This window comes from Streptomyces sp. NPDC006384, from assembly GCF_042870695.1.
Lineage (GTDB): Bacteria > Actinomycetota > Actinomycetes > Streptomycetales > Streptomycetaceae > Streptomyces.
Window position 1 is genome coordinate 77,199 of sequence record NZ_JBIAHR010000023.1, and the last position, 20,027, is coordinate 97,225.

General features: G+C 69.3%; 3 protein-coding genes. All 3 read left to right on the forward strand.

What is annotated here, in order from left to right; translation table 11 throughout:
• Positions 1 to 2: 2 nt before the first annotated feature.
• The 3 genes from ACFYOJ_RS27645 to ACFYOJ_RS27655 all read left to right on the forward strand — a co-directional run bounded on the left by ACFYOJ_RS27645 (position 3) and on the right by ACFYOJ_RS27655 (position 19,890).
• A complete protein-coding gene (locus ACFYOJ_RS27645; RefSeq protein WP_388598134.1) occupies positions 3 to 569 on the forward strand; it encodes an asparagine synthase-related protein in 567 nt (188 codons plus the stop codon).
• Between the two features lie 651 nt (positions 570 to 1,220).
• Positions 1,221 to 2,462 (forward strand): hypothetical protein, encoded by a 1,242-nt coding sequence (locus ACFYOJ_RS27650; protein WP_356555851.1) that lies wholly within the window; start codon positions 1,221 to 1,223, stop codon positions 2,460 to 2,462.
• Positions 2,463 to 2,781: 319 nt separating this feature from the next.
• Positions 2,782 to 19,890, forward strand: a complete 17,109-nt coding sequence (locus ACFYOJ_RS27655; RefSeq protein WP_356555849.1) for a hypothetical protein — start codon at positions 2,782 to 2,784, stop codon at positions 19,888 to 19,890.
• Positions 19,891 to 20,027: the final 137 nt, after the last annotated feature.

A 20,027-nucleotide genomic window follows, 5' to 3' on the forward strand; every position in this document is an offset into this window, starting at 1 on the left:
AGGTGCACGAGCGGCTCGCTCTGGACCTGATGGGTGACGGGCACGCCACCTACGACGCCCTCGTCCGCCACCTATGGGGTGTCCCCGTGCACGCCCCGTTCCTGGACACCACCGTCATCGACGCCTGTCACGCGATCCCCGGCTGGCAGCGGACCCGGCCGGGCGACTTCAAGCCCCTGGCCCGCGCCGCGTTCACCGGCTCCGTCCCGGCCTTCCTGCTGAACCGGCGGACGAAGACCGCGTTCACCTCCAGCGTCTACGCGGGCCGGTGGGCGGGCTGCAGGAGGCCGGCCGCGCCCCTCCAGATCGCGGTCGGCGCGCTGACGGCCGTGGGCCTGTATGCCACCCGCGGCGTCCTGGCCCCGCTGTTCGCCCCCGGGCCCGCGATGGACCGCCTCCAGCAGGCCCTGCCGTCCCTGACCGTGATCACCGGCGCCGCGATGGCCCCCTCCCTGCTCAGCGCGGCCACCCTCGCCACCGCCGCCCGGATCGGCCCCAACATCGACTCCATCGCCGAACTCAAGTTCCTCGGCGCCGCCGTCAGCAACTCGTGTCCTACGCGACCCTGAGGTCGCCATCGTTAGGGCAGGGCGGTCGTCTATATGGGGTCTTTACATCCACTCCCGCCCTGCGGGAACACCGATTGGGGTTGCTCCGTCAGGCGGGAGTGCTGAGCAGAATCTGCCCACCTCACGGGATGCACGTCCTTCCTTACTGGAAGCCCTGGGACAGTCGGTGAGGGAGCTGCTGAGCCTGAGCTCCCTTCGCCTGTGCTGAGTCCTGCGCTTCAAGGGCCACCGTGCCCCGCAGCCATCGAAGGGGGGAGAACATTTGACGCTGTCAGTGCGAGACCAGGGCATGTCTTCCTCCAGGCTGTCTCAGGCCGGCAGCGGTCGGGAAGCAGAGCTTGGAGCAACTCAACTCCTCCTGAGCGGAGCCCCAGCCTGTCGGCTTGGGGCAGGCTGGAACGCCTCAGACTCACGCTCCACGTCGGCGCACAAACTGCATGCGGCTGCAGAGGCGGGTAGAGAGACCGCCGTCAGCACCGAGCAGATGCGTACGGCGTTGATCGACGAGCATTACACGCGCCTCGAGCGGCGAAGGTGCCAGCAGGCGCGCATCACGGCCGCCCGTGCCACCAGTCGCGTCGGCCGGACGAGTGAGCAGCCGGCCCCGACGCCAATCCCGTCGAATTTCGAGGCGGCCATGGAGGGTCGAGAGTGAGCGACGACGGCCTGATCGTCTACGTCCTGCCGGACAAGGAAGAGACCCGGTCCCCCCTGGAAGCCGCGCAGTGGTGGCTTGCCGCCGACCGCCCCTCCGGCCCCGCACCAACGCTCGTGGCGGAAATCCGGTCTGCCGGTACGGACGCCAGCCTTACGATGCTCGCCGATCCACGGAGCCTGCTGGCCATGGCCCGTGCAGAAGCCGGCATCGCTCCCTGCACCGACTGCATGGGCAGCGGCGGCCACGCCGCGCACAATGATGTCGTCCCCACAGGAGAGGGTCCCAACGACCAAGCAGAGGACCCCTGCACTGGGTGCGGCGGCCAGGGCTACACCGGTCCGGCCCCAGCAGACCATCCACTGTTCATCGCCGAGGCGGGCTGGCTTCTGGCCAGACTGCCCGGAAGCGAGGTGCCCGATGCGGGGCACTGGCAGCGAGCGGCCCGAGCGTGGATGCGCCTTGCTCAGCCAGCGCTGCAGCCTAGCGTCGGAAGGGCTCGGGCACACGCCGGCAACTGGGAAGCCTCGCAGGCGTTCAGAGGCGAGCTTCAGGCACTTGCCATGGCCAAGACAGTCCCCACAGCCATCTCGGCCGCACGAGGTCACGAGCACCTCCTCGCGGACTGGGCGGTCGTGCAGGCAGCCGCCCCTCACGACACCGAGGCTGCAGCCCAGGCGGCAGTCCTCCTCCGTGAACTGACCGAACAGCTCTTCCCGGCCGCAGCTGCCGAATCGGCGGGATCACTGCGGCTCCCCGAGACCAACCCTCGTCTCACGACGGCCTTGACGATATGCGCTCTGGCGAACCCCAGCACAGGAGCCGCTGAGGCTGCAGAGATCCTGCGCCGCGCCACCGACCCGACCCGAACGACGGGGCGGACGGCGGGCTCGGCAGTTCTCGATGCGGTCTTGCCTGCCTTGGACCCCGCCACGGCACCTGGCCAGAACTCCGCCAGCGCGATGCTCGACCGCCTTGCCGAGACGACCGCAGCCGCCATTCGAGCGCATGGCAGCAGCTCGCACCCCCGTCTCCTTAGAGAACAAGACCGTGCAGCGGAGGCACTGCGCAACGCACTCCTGGGAAGCGCGGCAGTGCTTCTGTCGCGAGAAAGGAGCCACCAGATCACTGAGCAGGCCACAGCCACCGACATGCGGCGCCCAACTGCCCAAGCGCCGCGCCATGAACCCCCGGCACCAGGCATGCCCGGCCCGGGACGCCGGACACCCGGCCGCTGAAATCCGGAGCTGACATGCCGCTGCTCGTAACACTTCCGTCCCCGTCAACCCGTACTTCCAGTGAGCGTGAGCTGGTCAACGCCGGACAGAGGCGCGGCGGTGCAACGTGAGCTCCCCAACGCAGATTGAACCTGGAGAGGGGAACACGAGCGCGGGCCACCTCGTGCCACCAGCCGGCACACCAGAGGAACGGTCCCAACCCGGGTTCGTCACCCGCGTGACCCCTCCGGCGTGCCAGGCAATTGACCGGTCCTGGTGGGTGGGCGCCTACGGTCAGTGGGACACGTCCAATGTGGGGCGCAAGGGTGTTCCGCCCGCCATGGTCAAGTTCGCGCGTGAGGCGGAGACTGCCGGATGGGCCGTTGCGCTGAGAGCCGGAAGCATCGACGCTGGGGACGGTGAATCCTCGCTCGGCGTGTGGGAGTGCGAGGCATCCGGCACGGCGCACGACAGCCGACAAGGCGGGGAGTCGCTTGTCGTTCTCTCCCTGATGTGGACGCAGCAGGACGGGCGTAAGCGCTGGACGTTCGATACCGAGCGTTCCGGGGTGGAGTTCGGCGGCCGGATCCTGACCGGCTACGTGACGCTGGAGGACTACCAGCGCGTCCTGTCTCAGGCTCGGGTCCGGCAAGTGGACCCCGTGGCAGAGGCAGCGGAACGCGCGGAACTTGAAGCGGCGGACGCGGCCCAGCGAGCTGAGTACGCGGCAGACGCTGCCGAATACGCACGCCGGTGGGAGCGCGCGACGGCGCAGCAGGCTGAACGGTTCGGCGAGTGGGTGGCGGACAGTGACGTGCTGTGGCTGGGGGACTACGCGGCAGCATGGCGGATCTGGTCCGCGACCGAATCGGCGGCAGCTGAGGCATACGCGGCCGTCATGGCCGAGTGCCGGGCCCACCGTGACGAGATCTCTCGACTGTGGTCGGTGGACCGCATGGAGCGTGAGCACGTGGCACACGGTGCCGCCCTCGCGCGCGAGCTGGCCGAGTCAGCGACGCGTGAAGTGAACACACTCATGACCCGCGCTGCCGAGGCGGAAGGCACCTCGGACGCCGCGGACATGATCCGTCGTGAGGTGCTGCCCGCGCTCGTGTCGGCGCGTGAAGCGGTCGAGGCGTACGACGCGCACCGGTCGGGCGAAACGCGCGAGCACACCCTGAGGGCGGCGGACGCTGACCAGGTGCGGCCGGTCGTTGCGGTACCCCAGAGTGACGCTGCAGTGAACGATCCGCCGCCGGTTGCTCCGGCCGTGTCCACGGAAGCGTCTGCCATCGACACGGACGCCGTGGCAGGCGGAATGGCGGTGGCGGACAGGGCTCTGTCGAAGATCGAGTGGCATCAGGACGCGCCGGAGTCATCCGCTCCGGTCGACCTGGTCACGCTTGCTCGTGAGGCTGCCGGGCGTGGCTGGTCGGTCAAGGTGGGCCGCTCGATGACGGGCCGTGAAGGGCTCGGGTGGGCCTTGTCGCTGTCGGGTGAGGTGGCTGTGTCGACCGGGGAACCGGTGACGGTGGTCTACACGGGCATGTGGACGGGCAGGCCGAAGTTTCATCGGGCGGTCAAGCGGGTCGGTAGCACACGCATGGACCGGCCTTTGATGTGGCCGGAGTTCCGCAAGGTGGTGCGTACGGCGGAACTCGTGACGACGGCCCCTGAGGCGGACCAGGGCGAAGGTCCCCAGACGGCGCGGGTTGCGACGCACGGGGAAACGATGGATCGGGGGATCGCTTCGCGGGCGGGTGAGGACTCCCACAGTCACTTGGGCGGGTCGGGGATGCTCGGCGCGGATGCGGTGCGGCGTACGTACGAGCATGCCGACCAAGGCGACGGGGCGCCGGTCGCGGAGTGGGCGGCGGTGGTAGGGCTGCACCGTGTGCCGGCGATGGACCGGGACGTGATGGAGGGGCGGACTCCTGTCCCGGGATGCTGCGCGCGCTGCATACGGTCGGACGCTCCCGACATGTGGGCCGTGGCCGATGGGCGTCTGCTGTGCGGGCAGTGCGCTGACACGGTGCTGCCGACCGGGTGGATCCGAGACGCGGTTCGGGTGGAGCAAGGCGCTCCAGTCGCGTACGCGGCTGACGTTGTGTCGGATCCGGGCGGAGTGGATGCGTGGGAGTCTGAGGGCGGCGTCCTGGAGGGCGAGGGTCGGCCGCTGCTGATCTGCCACGGCAAGGGGGGCGGCGTGTTCCCCGTTGCGTTCCGCGGTCCGTATGAGGGAACCGTGCGCCTGTCGCGTGACGTGCGGTTGCGCACGGTGAGGGGGGAGCTTGCGGCGGCGCGGGATCGTGTCGAGTCGGCCGAGTTCATCGCGCGCGAGCGTGCCGCCTGGCTGGCGGACATGCGGGAGGTGGAGCGGGAGGCGCGCCTTAGCGCGGGTGTGCTCGGGGATCACGTGTGGCTCAGCGCAGAGCAGGCGGGTGACTGGCGTGCGCACGCGCACGACGTGGCGCTTGCTGCCGACCGTGCGGCGTGGAACGCGCGGGATACAGTGCGCGCTCTGGAGCGGGAAGAGTCCGCGATCGTGACGGAGCAGGGGCTGGCGGGGGAACGCGTAGCGGCGGTAGGTGCACACCTGGCGCGATTGCATGCGGGGGAGGTCCAGGCCGGTCGTGGCGCGTGGCTGTCCGAAGACGGCGAGGCGGCGATGGTGTTCACGCTGCCGTGGGACGCGTCGCACGACGTAGAGCAGATTCCGGGGGGAGTACCGGCGGATCAGATCACGGGGTACGCGGCATTCGTCGATGTGCTCGGGGACGCTGTGGCCGCGCGGGATGAGCGACGACCCCTGACGGCAAAGGACGTTCCCGGCCGTAACCGCATGGGTGGCCACGGCCCGGACACGGACCTGCGGCGCGCCATCGTGAACGCGTCCAAAGGGCTGAACGCCAAGCCCTGGAAGGCGCCGAAGGTCCCGGAGGCCGGAACGCCGTTGGATGCCGAGACCCTGGCGACGTGGGACACGGTGGGGGACGTCGTGGCGGAGACCGAGACGGCCCCAGGGGTGTGGCTGCCCATGGCTGCCGTAAGCCTCGCAGAAGTGTCCATGGCCAACGGGTGGACCGTGGCAATGCAGCGCGACGGGGGCACGGTCGCGGTGCGGGTGGCGGGGGTGGCGATCAAGAACGGTGAGCCGCTGCCGTACGAGCTGCGCGCAGTGTGGATTGACGGGGTATGGAATGAGGGCCAATCGGGGGCCTGGGTGTCCGGACGGCGGGTGACGGCCAAGCGGGCGTTGCTGTGGTCGGCGCCGATCAAGGTCGGGCGCTCGGGTACTCATCAGGAACCGTCGCTCCTGTCCACGGTGCAGCACAAAGCGGAGCCGGGGACACTCGGCGTGCGCACGCCGGAGTGGTCGGCACCCCCTCCCGCCGGGGTGTCGGACCCCGGGAGCATGGAGGGGTGGGAGGGCGAGGGGGGCGCCCTGGCCGACGGCGGTGCGGCGCCCGTGGAGCACCCCGCGGTGACCGCGGCCGCTGCGTCGACCGGCGAATCCCTGATTCAAGACGGCGCCCCGCTGAAGCCTGTGCCCGTGCCGGAGGTCAAGGCCGTCAGCACCGACGAACACGGGGTGAGCATGTGGGAGATCACGGGGGACGCCCGTGGCCAGCTCACCATGGGCGCTGAGGTCAAGGTCCCCGGTTCGGCCGTGTGGCTGCGGGTGGAGTCCGTCAGGCTCGCCCATGGCGGGTGGTGCGAGGTCTCAGGTACGGCCGTCAACGGCATGGGCGCCGGCCGGCCGTGGGTCAGTGAGCGAGTGGACCACTCCGACCGTTCGGTGCCATACGTGGTGGCACGCGGGCACCGGCCGCCGGTCAACGCACCGAAAGCGCCAGAGGGCACCACGGTTTTGGACAAGCCCATCGACGCCGACGTCTCGAGAGGGCAGACCAACGAAGAAGCCCAGGCTGATCAGGGGGCTTCCGCCAGCGCCGCCGAGAAGCCCGTCGGGCAGGAAACAACAACGGATCAGCCGGACGGCACGGACACGAGCGCAACCTCGCAGGACGACGGGCGGGAGCAACAGCACGAGGACGCCCCGGAAGAAAGTCCGTCCCAGGACGCTCCCGCTTCGAACGGAGACGGGCTAGGCACGGTGGACCTGTTCGAGTCTTTCGGCCTGACCCGCCCTGATCGCGTCCCCGCTCCGGCACCGCAGGAGGAACCCCCGCCCGAGACGGACACCGCGTCCACCGGCGTTGAGGACGTGCAGATGACCGTGGAGGAAGTGCAGTCCGAGGCGGCGGCCGCCGCCTCGGATACGGGGATCGTCGACGAGAGAGGACTTGCGGCCGCTGAATGGCGCAGTGCCGCACGCACTGCCGATCTCAACGCCGCAGCGGTGCTACGGCACTACGAACCCCTGCTCGAAGTGGTCGGGCTCAGTGGTTCCGACGCAGTCTCCTACCTCTCCAGTGAAATGGCCCTCGGCGAAGGCCGCTACGCCTCCGACACTCCCTATCAACGCCTCATGGACGACATCGGGCGCCGAGCGGACCGGGCCGGTGGCATCTCCGAACAGGGCCGCGTGATCACCATGCGGGACGTGAGCGAGGATCGGCATGCCCTGCACCGGCACCTGATGGATCTTGCGTTGGGTGTGCCCGACGTGCGGCAAGGGGTAGAGCCGCACGGCATCGACCTGGCGAACATCCTGGCTGCCCCCCACTCCCGCTTCGCGCTGCCCGATGCGCCTCAGTGGCGCCTGGCTGCCGCTGTTCCCACGGGCAGAGTCGTCGTCGCCCATGATCCGGAGACGGGATACGCCGTCTTCAACACCTACCGCAGGCGCAAGGCCGGGGATGTGCTGCGGGAGCAGCGGTTTTGGTGGGATCGCGATGCCGTACCGGAGGGAGTGTGGCGGCCGAGAACAGACCAGTCCGAGGATGAGCAACACCAGGCGGTCCGTGAGCTGCTCGCCGCGCTCACTGCGGCGGGCATCGATCACGCGGTGCATGGCCAAGTGTTTACCCACTCGGAAGACTCGGTGCGGCACGAACCCGTCCCCTCCCCGGATCTGCAGAAGGAACCTGAACCCAAGACGGATAACGTCGCCGTCGAGCAGCTCGCGGCAGACCCCATCCGCGGGGACACTGACGGCCCTGCAGAACACCTGGGGGCCGCTGGGCAGCCAGCGCCTCCGAGCGGGCCGGACGATCAGCAGCCCACCGCGGGCGACACGCCGGCCGAGGAGTCGACCGGCGGGGAGCCGACGGAGACGTCCGCTCAGGTGTTGGCGGGCATGCCGCGTAATGCTGGTGTGCTCTTCCATGAGGCGGCCGAACGGGGTTGGGACGTTCGCGCGGAGCGGCATTGGACGGGCCGCGCATGGGTGCGCCGGATCGTGATCACGGGGCTTGTGATGGTGCCCAAGGGGGTGGAGGAGGAAGAGCACGTGGTGGCGTGGTCGGAAGACAAGGGCGGCTTCATGTCGTCGGCGTCGTCAGCCGGTTTCAAGGCTGTCCGGTCGGCCGTTGCTGCTCAGGTGCCCGTGAGCCGTGAAGCGGAAGAGTCCGGCCGGACCGTGTGGGGGCGGGATGCCGCTACCTGGGTACGTGAGATGAACACGGCGGGTGCGAAGATCACGGCCGGTCTGGCGGACGTCCGCGATGCGTACAACGCGCTGGACGGTACGGGGCCGGTCGGCCGTCGGGCCGTCGAGATAGCGGGGGCCGCCTACCGGGAAGCGGCGGATGCGGAGCGGCGCGCCGTCGACGCCGTCAAGGCCGCCCGGGCGTGGCTCGCCGACTCCAACGGCGAGGATGCGCGCGGGTGCGCTGCCTGGCGGCGCGTGATCGTCCTCGCCACTAAGCGGGTGACCGACGCGGCCGAAACGATCGCGGGCGCCGTCGACCGCGCGGAGTGCGAAGAACTCGCTGCCCCCGTGATCGCGGAAGCTCAGGACCGGCTGAATGCGGAAGAGGAGGCATGGCGTGAGCGTCTGGCGACCGAAGGCCGTACGCCGACGGCCCGCGGGTACGGCTCCCTGATCTACATGCTCGAGGACTCGGAACGCGACTGGGCTGCTTGGTTCGATGGCTACACAGACAACAACGGCGTAGCCCACGCTCCCCGGGGTGACGCGTCCCTGTCGATGGTCGCGCAGTACGACGCATGGAGGGCCGAAAAGGCTGCACGCTCGGACGGCCGACAGGTGTCGTTCCCGTCGCGGTACACGTCAGCCTCGAACATGGCGAGCGATCGGCAGGACGCGGCGGCCGTGGCGTTCGCCCTGGCAGTCGGTGAGCACATCGCGGCCCCGGACGATGACGACGTGTCCCCGATGGGCCGGGGTACGCGTGCCCTCCTCGCCGACATCGCGGCCGTGCGCCGGAACCCGGAGGGGTTTGCCACGGCGAACGAGCGCAAGCACCTTGCCGAGTGGGTCAGGCACCCACACGGCGACCACTACCGCCCCCGCGCGGCCGGGTTCGCCGCGCATGCGCCGGAGCTGTGGGAGGCGTACGAGACGGCGGCGCGGGCCTATGCGGGTGTGGAGCACTTCCGGAACGCCCTTGTCTGGGACCGGAAGTACGCAGCTGAGCGGGCCGAGGAGATCAGGGATGCGGACGCCGAAGGGCTTGCCGGCCTGACGGCCGCCAGGGAGGCGCGCCGGGCGTCGGGGCGCGAGGCGGAGCAGTGGGCGGCGGCCGTCGAACGGTTCACCACGGCCCGTGTGCGGGTGCATGAGGCGTCGGTGCTCGCGGCCGGGGATGTGGAGCGGGCCGAGGCATGTGGGGAGCGCGTACGAGAGTCTGACGCGCTGGCGGATGATGTGTGGTCGGCCGTTCGGTTCTGCCGTGAGGCGTACGACGATGTCCACCGTGCGAAGCGCGACGCCGACCACTACGCGGAGTCGGCGGAGACCTACCGGGAAGCCGGGCGGCTCGCGGACTTCGTGGCCGAGTGCGTACGAATGGAAGACGCGGCCCAGCGTGCCGAGTCGGGGCGTGAAGAGACGTTGAACCTGTACGGCTGCGCGTTCGAGGACGCCACGAGGGCCGAGGAGGCCCGGCAGACGGCATGCGCGGCGGACGTCGCCGGGCAGGTCGCCGCCGTCGTCGAGGTGATCGCGTTTCACCAGTCGCCCGGCGTCGTTGGCCGCGTCGTCTGTCAGTGCGGCGCCGTGCACGCGGGGTACTTCCCGCTGCGCTCCCGTGGCCTCAAGGGTGAGCAGCCGTCCGGCATGGCTGACCTGACCGACTGGGATATTGACGACGCGTTGGCCGCCCGCGGCCTGGCCGCCTCGGTCGACCGTGACCAGTGGTCCCGCGGCACCCTCGTCACGGCCGAAGACGGCAGGGTCGGTTTCGCTACCCGCATCCCTGTGACATTGGACCGGCAGGCGGCCGAGGCGTACGAGGCCAGCCGCGCGAAGCGGCAGGAGGCGGCGCAGTCCGCGCCCGTCGAGGAGGGGGCGCCGGAGGTCCTGGACGACCCGGAGGTCGAGGAGGGGCGCGCGCCGGCAGACCTGTCGCCCCTGTGGACTCGTGAGGCCGTAGAGGCCCGTACACAAGCGATCGAGTTTGCGGCCAAGGGCAAGCGCCAGCCGAAAGGCTCCCCGGTTCGGCCCGTGGAGGGTGAGCGCGGGGTGTGGGAGTGCGGGGGCCGGTTCTACTCCGTGAGCAACAACGGGCGAGATGAGTCCCTGTGGCGCGACGGCTACCCGAACACGGTGCACGACATCACGGAGGTTCGGGCGCGCCGTGGCCGGTTTGGTCCGGCGGCGCCGATCATCGGGCACGCGCACGGGGCGGCCGATGCCCAGAAGCTCATCCGCATGTACGCCCGTGAGGTCGTCGCGCTGACCGCCGCCCAGGAGGCCGAAGCGGCCCGGGAAGCGGAGCGCGAGCGGATCGAGTCCATGCCCGGCACGGAGCCGGCGGTCGAACAGGTAGAGAGGGCACATGGCATGGTCGCGGCTGCGGCAGACGCCGAAAGGCCGTCGGGTCAGCTGACGTTGATGACGACGGCCGGACTGGCGGGGGCGGAGGTGCACGCCAACCTCCAGGCGGACGCCGAGACGGGCGGCGAGGAGGCGGCCGGGGACGCGGAGACGGACGGGCGCGGCGCACTGCTTCGGGCGGCGCTCATCAAGGGCGAAACGATCGCCCCCGTGTCGTTCACCGACCGGCGGGAACCGACAGCTGGCTGGATCCTGACGACGGCGGGCGGGCACACGTTCCGGCTGCGCCCCGTGACGTACGGCTCTCCGAATGAGGATCAGTGGGAAGCCGGCCACGACGCTGACGGCTCGTACTGGTGGTCCGCGAACCTGGAGGACCGGCCCCTTCGCGCCGTGTTGGCGCGGATCCGTGAGGATTCGGCGACCCGTACCCGGTTCGCTTCCCTGTGGGCCCGGTACGGGCACCTGACGGCGCAGACCCCCCAGTTCTCGACGACCACGGACCGCGTCCAGCTTGAAGAGGGCGTGTACCTGGTCAACCGCTTCGGCTCGATCGGGCTTATCGCGTCGTGCCGGTGGGGCTGGGAGCACCTGACCGACCCGGAGGGTGCGCAGGGCCGCACGGGCGAGGACTGGTCCCGGAAGGGCCCGGATAACCGGCAGTACGTTGCTGAGTGGAAGATCTGGAACCGTGCCGAGGGCGCCATTCCGAACGCGCGGCTCCGCATCGTGGCCCAGCTCACGGACGACCTGACCGGTACACCGGACGCGTACTGCGATGCGTCGGCGCCGTACGTAGGCAAGTGCAGTGCGAAGAGGTCAGGTGCCCGGTACACGGTCGCCGTGGTCACTGACCAGGGGAACGAGCTTGGCCACTACACCGTGTGCGCGCGGTGCCTGTCTCACCGGCTCCTGAACGAGGTGGACGGCCGCGACGGGCGCACTGGTTACCGCGACGTTCAGAGCCTCGCGCAGGCCCTCGCCAAGGGGGATCCGAAGGTGTGTGCTCTGCACTGGGAGCAGTGGCCCGACCGGATCGCCGAGGTTGCCGGACAGATGCTGACGGCCGCGCTGGACGCCGGCGAGGTCGCCCCGTGGCCCGCTCAGGCTCTGGCCGATCAGATCATCGCCGAGGCGTGCGAAGCCGGTGACGACCGCGCCAAGCGTGAAGCGCGCGCAGAGGTGAAGGCTGCGGGTGGGGACTCGAAAGCGCAGAAGCGGGCGGCTGAGCAGGCAGCCGAGGCCCGCCAGGACCGGGCCGCGCTGGTAGCTGGACAGGGCGCCGCCGGGCGCGCGTTCTCGGCTCGGATCCGGGCGGAGTCGGCAGGCAGAGAGACAGTCCGGCACCTGGAGGCAGGAGACCGCGCCAAGGCGGAGGAGGCAGCGGGGGAGGCGTCGGAGTGGGCCGACGCCGCCGTCGAGGCCGCCCAAGACGCGGCAACTGCCGGGTACGGGCCGACGGAGGACCAGGCCCGCGCGGACGTGGAAGCGGCGAACGAGGCAGCCCGCGCGGCCGTCGCAACCCTCGCGGGACTCGCCGGCTCGGGGGTGGAGGGTAGCGACGCGGCGCCGGAGCCTGCCGAGGATGCGCCCGTGGTCATCGACGTCAACGCACTGACCGTCACACCGGAGACCCGCGACGGGGAGCCGTCTTGGTATGAGTTCACCGTCACCGGCCCCGGGCTAACCGTCGGCGAGTACGAGATTTCCCACGACTGCCAGGGCAAAGGCGCGCGGGGGATCATATGGCGGGCGTACTGGCACGGCGTAGAACCGTCGGGCCGGTGGGACGTAATCAGCATCGGATCCGGTGAGGGCAAGGACGCGGCCCTGGCCGCCGTCGCCGATCATGCCGCCCAGACCGGCGAGGACCTGGCGACCGGGTTCGCCGCCGCCCGCCGCATGCAGTATGACGCCGGGCTGTGGATTCTGCCGGAGGTGGGGGAGTCAGAGGCGATCGAGTACCACCCTGACGGATCGTGGACAATCGTCGCCGAAACCGGCGCCCTCTACACGGTTCGCAGGGCGTGGGAAGGCCGCGACGCCTCCAACAATCTGGCGCCGCTCCTGGTCGAGGACGAGGCGGGAGCCCTGGTCGCGTCCTGCACCGCCGTCGACGGCTACATGTCCGCATGGGCGCCGATGCTTGAACGGCTCCGCCTTCACGCCAGCGCGGTTGCAGATGGGGTGCCACACCGGGAGGCTGTCACCCTCGGTGGACCGGGACGGTCGTGGGTCGAGGCGTGGTGTGTGTGCGGCTGGACCGAGCGCGCCAACGTCGCCGAATATGCCCACCGCGCCCCCGCCGGTGAGGCGCTGGCCCTGGCGCACCACCGGGCCCATTACCCGGAGACGCCCCCATCGGACGCCCACGCGTACGCCGAGCCCTTGACCAAGCGGGACACCGATCGGGACGGGAGCGTCGCCGAGATACTCGCGGCGGCCGTCGCTACCCCCGAGGGGTCAAACGGCGAGCCGGGTGAGGGTGGCGACGCGGCCGCCGGCGCCGGAGAACGCCATGGCGACCCACACCAGGTCGACGACCAAGAGCAACCCACCGGAGACGCCCAGGACGAGCCAGCCGAAGGCCAGCAACCTGTAGAAACCGAAGCGCTGTCACGCGCCCAACACTCGACGCCGGAGGGTGGCGAAGGGCTGGAGTCCGCCCTGGAGGAGGCACGGGCCTACCGGAACTACGGCAAACGTATCGAGCAGGCCGCCTCCGAGCCGAGGAATCGCGGCACGGAGCGGGACGCTGCCGCCCCGAGCGCAGTAGTCAGCGGCCACGACAACGACGGCACCGCGAACCTCACCCCCGACGAAATCCTTCAGCATCACGGAGCGAAGCGAACCCAAGACGCCAAAGCACCATCATCCGCTGATGATGGGGAGACCCAAGACGAGAACACCTCGCTGATAGAGCAGGAACTGGCAACTGGCGGCAGTGAGACGAGTGGCGATCGCACCCCCCTGCAGGTCCTCGAAGCAGGGGAAGGATTGGTCTCCCAGGAGACAGGCGAGTCGGAACAGCTCGGACTGTTCGGTGCGGACCAAGAGGACAGCACGAAACCACCAGCACCGCCATCGAGCGAGAGCCGTACCGTCCACCGCGGCACCTTGTGGCCCGGCAGCTTGGTCACATTCACACTGGACGACATCGACGCGTCAGAACTCGCCGACCGTGAACTGCCCAGTCCCTTGGTGATCAGCGGCCATATTTACCCTGGCTACCGGGCCTCACTGGGGACGAACGGTCATGCGATCCTCCTCGACGCCGTGGTCCGCGACTCGGCAGGCGACGAGGTCGCCGCCGGGGACATCGCCGTGCAGGCTATGCCTGAACAGGTACTGCTCACTCCTGCTGGCCACCGCAAGGAGCTGTACCCGGAACTGCGCGGCGTCACGGCTGTCCGGGTCGGCGACCTGATCGTCGAGGGCGGCGCTAGGGGCGCGGCCGTCACTGCGGTCGCCTACGCCAGTCACCCAAGCGGAGCGACCACGTTCTTCACCCGTGATGTCGTCACCGGCGCCGAGAACAGCTTCACTCGGCTGCACAGGACTGGTCTCTCCGTGGTCCCGCGGGAGCGCCGCCCGCCCAAGGACGTAGCTCCGCTATTCGGCGAGCACACCAGCCACGACACCGTGCTGGCGGACATGCACAACCTTTCGGAGAGTTACCAGGCCCTTCAGGACGCTGCGGCGCTTCAGTGGCCTGACGGGGACGGACCGCAACCCGAGCTTCGCAGTCTGCACACTGTCATGAGTCGTGTGTCCCCTCGGGGCAGGGGAGCGGAGGCCTATCGGTCCAATGCAGAGGTGATGACCGCGGCCCGGAATGCACTCGTGCGTGTCTTCGCCCAGGCCGGCCCCGTCGCCCGCAACGAGGGGCACATCGGCCGTCCCCTCCACGAACTTGGCCAGCAGCTCGATATACAGGCCCAAAAGCTGTCCGCCCTCGCCGCCCGCCTGGAGGAGCAGGCGGAGGCCTCCGCGGGTGACGATGCCAGACCCGTCACGGCCACCGAGGCCACGAAGACCGATGCTGCTGAGCCCCCGGCCGCTGAGGAGACCCGACCCGCCCCGAAGCGGGACGAGCAGCCGAAGCGCCAGGAGGAGCAGGGCGCCCTGTTCGGCCTTGCACAACGGGAGGTTCCGAGGCCTGTCACTGCCGCCAACAATGCTCTCGAGCAAGATGAGACTGCGACAGCACGCATGGTCGCGGACCGGCTCCCTGAACTCCCACCGCTGCCGACGTTGGCCGGCCTGTCCCGCCATGACAAGGACGCGGTACGCCGCATCCGCAAGGACTACGAGCAGATCCGGGAGTCGCTGGACGGCATCTGCAACGGGAACCCGCCGACCGCCGACGCCCGCGAGGACCTGCGCCGCGTCCGCAGGCAACTCGACTTCATCGCACAGCGCCTGACCCGGGAACTTCTTGGCGACCACGCGCAGGTGAACGTCGCCCGCGCTGGCATGCTCGACCTCGGTACCGTCCTTGACGAGGCGCTGCAGGCACTCCCCGACCGCGCCCCGCAGCCACAGGGCGACGGCCCCAACGGCGGCACCTTGTACCACCCATGGGATCTGCAGGACGGCGACCTGGTCTCCTTCCAGGCCGAGGACGGCGTCAACAACCGGATCGCCCCGTACTACGGCACATTCTGGGGCGCTTCGTCGACGTCACTCAGCCGCACCCAGATCTCCTACGAGCGCCGGGAGTGGAACGAAGACCGGCAGCAGTGGGAGAACCGCGGCATCCGCCACACTGTCACCATGCCGCAGCGCGGCCTGGTGGAGAAGTTCACCCCGGAGCAGTGGGACCTCTGGCGGCGCCCGGGCCAGACCGACAACGACTCCGCAGCCAGCGACACGAGCACAGACACCGCGCGAGTCTCGGACACTCCCACTCGGCAGACCTCGCAAGCAGACATGGCCAACGCCGGCCAGGCTGACGCAGACGGCAGCCCCAGCGACACGGAGGTCGGAACACCCGGCAAAGGCAAAGACCGGTCGACCACCGACGAAGCCGGTTCACCCGGTGCCGACGACCGAGACAGTGCGATCCTGGATGACGCAAACCACTTTGCGCTGAATCCCCTCGGAACTCATGCGAGCGAACCGCTGGTAGACGAGGGTGCAGCTTCGGGACCGCGCATGCACCCACCGCTCAACCTTGGAGACTTGTCTCCCGCTGTAGCCACCGCACCGCTGGAGGACTCCAGGACACCGGTGCCGCACGCACGGCCAGCAGACACACTGCTACGTCCCGGCCGACTCCTCCATGCCGACGGAACCCGTCTGCTCCTGCACCGGTCCCTTCCCGGCAAGGCGACGACCTCACACCCGATCACAGCGGACGGGGCAGCCCCCGCCCCCTTCGGGACCGGCGAGTGGCAAGTCGTGCTCGATGAAGAAGGCCGCCGGTTGATAGTTCATCCGGCACTCATCAGCCGCCAGGACACCCAGCGGTACCCCAGTATCCAAGACCCAGAGGACGTGGCACGCTGGGAGGACTTGGACAGGTCGGAGGCAGCTGGCGAAGACGTCGCTCACCTCCCCGCGCGACACGTGCGCCTCGGTGACAGCCTGGCCGCGACCCGCGGTTCCAAAGGCAAGGAGCGCACCGAGTACCTTGAGGTCACATCCATTGAGCGCCGCACCCGCGGCTCAGGAAAGCGGGCCAGCAGCGTACTGGAATTCATACTAGCGGGACCGCGAGGCGGGACCAGGAAGGTCACCCACGAACCCACCGCGAACGTCACCATCGCGCACCCCACAGCCCACCCTGCAGTAACGGCTCCTGCCGACGGGCGGCCCATTACCACGCGCCTTCTTCGAGAGCTCTGGGCCGAGGGACCGCAAGGCCGGCAGGTACACGACCTCAGCACACTTCAACTGGTCGCCGGTGGGCAGTTCGCTCTGCACCAGCAGACCGACCGCAGCTGGGAACTCCTCCCTGCCACCACCGCGACTGTCATCTGGCCCAACGAGTACGTCTACGGCTTCGACGGTGAGCCACCGTGGCCTCTCGCTGGATTCTCGGACGCCCATCAGGCGGAGGAGTTCGCGAACCGCCTCACGACCCTCTTCTGCCATGGAGGACCCGGCACCATAGACTTCGCGTCTCCCACATTCCCCGCGACAGCACAGACCTGGCGCACTGAGGACGGCGCTCCGCTGTACCTTGCCCTGCTGAGAGAACGCGCCCACTTCGACCGATCCCACGGCCGCGCCGACTCACACGCCGCGACGGAATACCTCAAGTTCGAAGCAGGCACGCGACGACCGCAGGCACCCGCCGGCCACCAGTGGGCGGACCACCTGGAAGCGGGAGAACTGATCCTGCTCGAGATGGACGACGAACTCAGGCTCTTCGACATCAGAAGCCGAACCGTCAGCCCGAGCGGACTCGTCACACTCGTCCTCGACACGGATGACACGGTCGTCCTCGCCCGCAACATGACCGTGCCGAGCGACACCACACGCCCAGTCACCGCCGACGGAGTGGCGTACGCAGACGTTCAGGCCGGCTGGGCCGTCCCCGAAGGGACCTGGGTCGAACTCGACCCCGCGGATCTGGATCCTCAGCTGCAGCGATCCCTGGAACACCCACAACTGGGGGAACCAGGATCCCGCATCCGAGCCAAGCTGAAGGGACGCGACGACGAAACCTACTCGATCCGCCTCAGCCAGGTTCGCCTGATAGCGGCAGACCAGGAGCGTCACCCCCTGACTGAGGACCTGGTCATCGAGCAGCCCGACCTCCTGGTCCGGCTCCGCCCATTTGCGGCGTCCGCAGAAGAACTCCCGCCCGTGCCATTGCGGCGACCGCTCATCTCCGACGATCAAGAACTCACCCCTCCTGATCCCGCACCGGCGGCCGCAGATAGCGAGCTCAGCCAGCCGCCCGCCGACCAGCCACCTGCCGCAACCGAAACCAGCGCGGACCGCCCCCAAGTGAGCGCACCCGCCTCCGAAGTAGGCCCCACCACAACCCCGCAGGAAACCGTCGATCAAAAAACCGGGATAGCGCCGGCTCCTTCATCTCTCCCTGACCCAGACAAGCAACGCCGAGCCCAGGAAATCGTCGATGCGGCTACCGCCGCGACCCTCCCGGAGCAGGTCAGAGACCTCTGGGAGTCGGCCCGCAACGAGTCCCTGCCCCCGGACATCCTGGTCGACACGCCGAGTGGGACGAGGCCGCTCGTGCCCTACCTCACGGCCCTCGGCCAAGACCTGGTAGCGCGCGCCGAGGCAACAGCCGCCGCTCCTGCCGCAGAACACAGCGCACCGTCGCCCGACGACACGCCCCCGGCCGCAGGCACCTCAGAGCCTCCTGTACCTCACAACGGAGATACGGCCGAAGCCGATCCAGCCCAGCAAGCTCCCCTGCACGAGCTCGCCGGCTCGGCCCTCGGCAGCGAGCAAGCACCCACGGTGCCCACCGTGCTCGGCGACATCGACGGGATCACCATCTACCACATGGTCAGCGCCGAACCACCGGAAGTAGCCGACCTCCAGATAGGTTCCCGGTGGCTCTACCTGGGGCTAACCGACGACACCTCCAAACCCTCCATCCCGATCGCGGTCATCTCCGACTCGGACCTTTCCCGCCTCACCGCCTCAGACTTCGAGCACGCGGTCGCTACATGGGCACATGCCGCCGAACCCGTAATCGTCAACCTGTTCGACATAGCATCGCCCGTTCGTCCGCAGCAGCCAGCCAAGGAGACCGCACGGGAAGAGGTCCAGGCCACGCTGGTTAACGAAATGGTGACGGAAAAAGCAGACGAGGACGAATCCCGGCCGCCGAGGGCCAGCAGCGACCCCGACGTCGCGACACCTCGCCCCGACGTACCTGACCATGGCGGAGCAGGCGCCTTCAACGAGACCCAACTGGCTATCCCGGCCACCGGCAGCGCGATCGCCACCGACGCAGATGACGGTGCCCCTGACAGCCCCGCGCATGACAACGGCGGCAGCCACGGCGGACCTGAACCCCAGAGCCGTCAGGACAAGGTCGGCTCCCAGCGTCAGGCCCCGCAAAACGGTGACCGAACCGGCATCGCATCGCGACACACCGTAACCACTACCACCGACGCAACCAGTGTCAATCTCGACACCGACGTCTCGCTCCCCCCGCCCACTGAACACCATGCTGCCCAAGGAGTGCCCGAGCCGACGCCACCCGACCCAGCGCCGGCGACAGTACGCCCCAAGCCCGCCCCACCGCGCTCGGAATTCCTTCAAACCACCACCGACGCCGGCGCCGAAGGACCTCAGACCAGCCCCCAGGCGCCCTTCGAACTCGGGTCGGAGCCGCCGCGCGCGGAAACGGCCGCACGCCCGAAGGGGCCCGGACAGCCACCCGGGACGAACGGTGACGTAATTCTGGAGACACAAGTCCTGCAGGACGCGGTCCAGACCAAGGTGGAAGAAGGCACGAGCGACCAACATCTCGATCGGCACATCAGCGCCCTCCGTGAACTGTTCGAAGCCCTCGCTGCTACGGCAAGCACCGCCAACGCCTCCACAGCGAATGTGTCAACCGGCGCCCCCGCAGCACAGGCAGCCAAGCCAGCCCGACCAGGCCCTCCCCCGGTCTTCACCCGCGCCCGAGCGGACCTCGACACCCACATTGAGGCCATCAACGACTCACCGCGCACCCCACCACGGATCCGCACCGAGTTGAGCGCCCTCATCGCGCAGATCGACCAGACACTGCCGCAGCTGAACCGGATCCGCGCCAGCCAACGCCCTACGCTCTGGACCAGAGCACTCGACCTCCTAGTCCGCACAGCGGAGCAGCTCAGGGACCTCGCCGCCCGACTGCGTGCTCCCGCGGCCAGCCAACGTATCGAGCAGCTCACAGAACGCCTGCGCGGCAGTCGCCCCCAACCCGCCAAGCCCGTGCTCGCGCCCCGCGGTGACCGACGGCTCCAGATCTACGCCAGCACCCAGCGCATCATCGAAACTCAGCTGGCCACGCCCGGTCTCCCACGGGCACAGCGACACGCCCTCCAAGAAGAGTGGATCCTTAACCGCGCGCGCTGGCACAGCCGCTACAAGGCCCACCACGGAGAACCCCCCGAAGGACTCATCCCCCACGACAGGAACCGGATCGCCGGCTACCCCACGACACTCTCCCAAAGGCCCACGAGCATCCAGGAGCTTGGGGACCACCTCCGCAGGCGGGCCACGGACCTTGCAACCGCACCAGTAACCGCTGCCCAGGCAGAACTCTTCATCATCGTGGCGGCCGCGTACGAGCGACAATCGGCCCCGACGGCCTCCACGCCGACTTCACCACAGCCACCGCTGAACACTTCCCGCTCACAGCAGGTCACAGACCGTCCGGACGTCTGCGCTGCCGCGCGCCGCCTGGCAGACGAAGCGACCAGGCGAGCTGCCCGCACGGCCGGGACCGCACCCCCGCCTCGCAACGGCGGGCGCACGGAGCAGATGCAGACAGTGCAGCCCGCTTCTATGTCCGCAGGGCGTGGCATTTCCCCGGCATGATCGGCATTGCAGTCGGCTCCCTGTGGTGCCGACTGCGCTGCGGCGCGCGCCGGCCCCCTCATTGCACCAGATCACGCTGACAAGCTAGATTGCATCTCGCCTGGGCGTGTCGAGGGAAAGGCCCGTGGCTCGCCGCA

Coding starts and splice junctions, on each gene's coding strand:
- ACFYOJ_RS27655 (WP_356555849.1), top strand. CDS start 2,782: ATGGTCAAGTTCGCGCGTGAGGCGGAGACTGCCGGATGGGCCGTTGCG.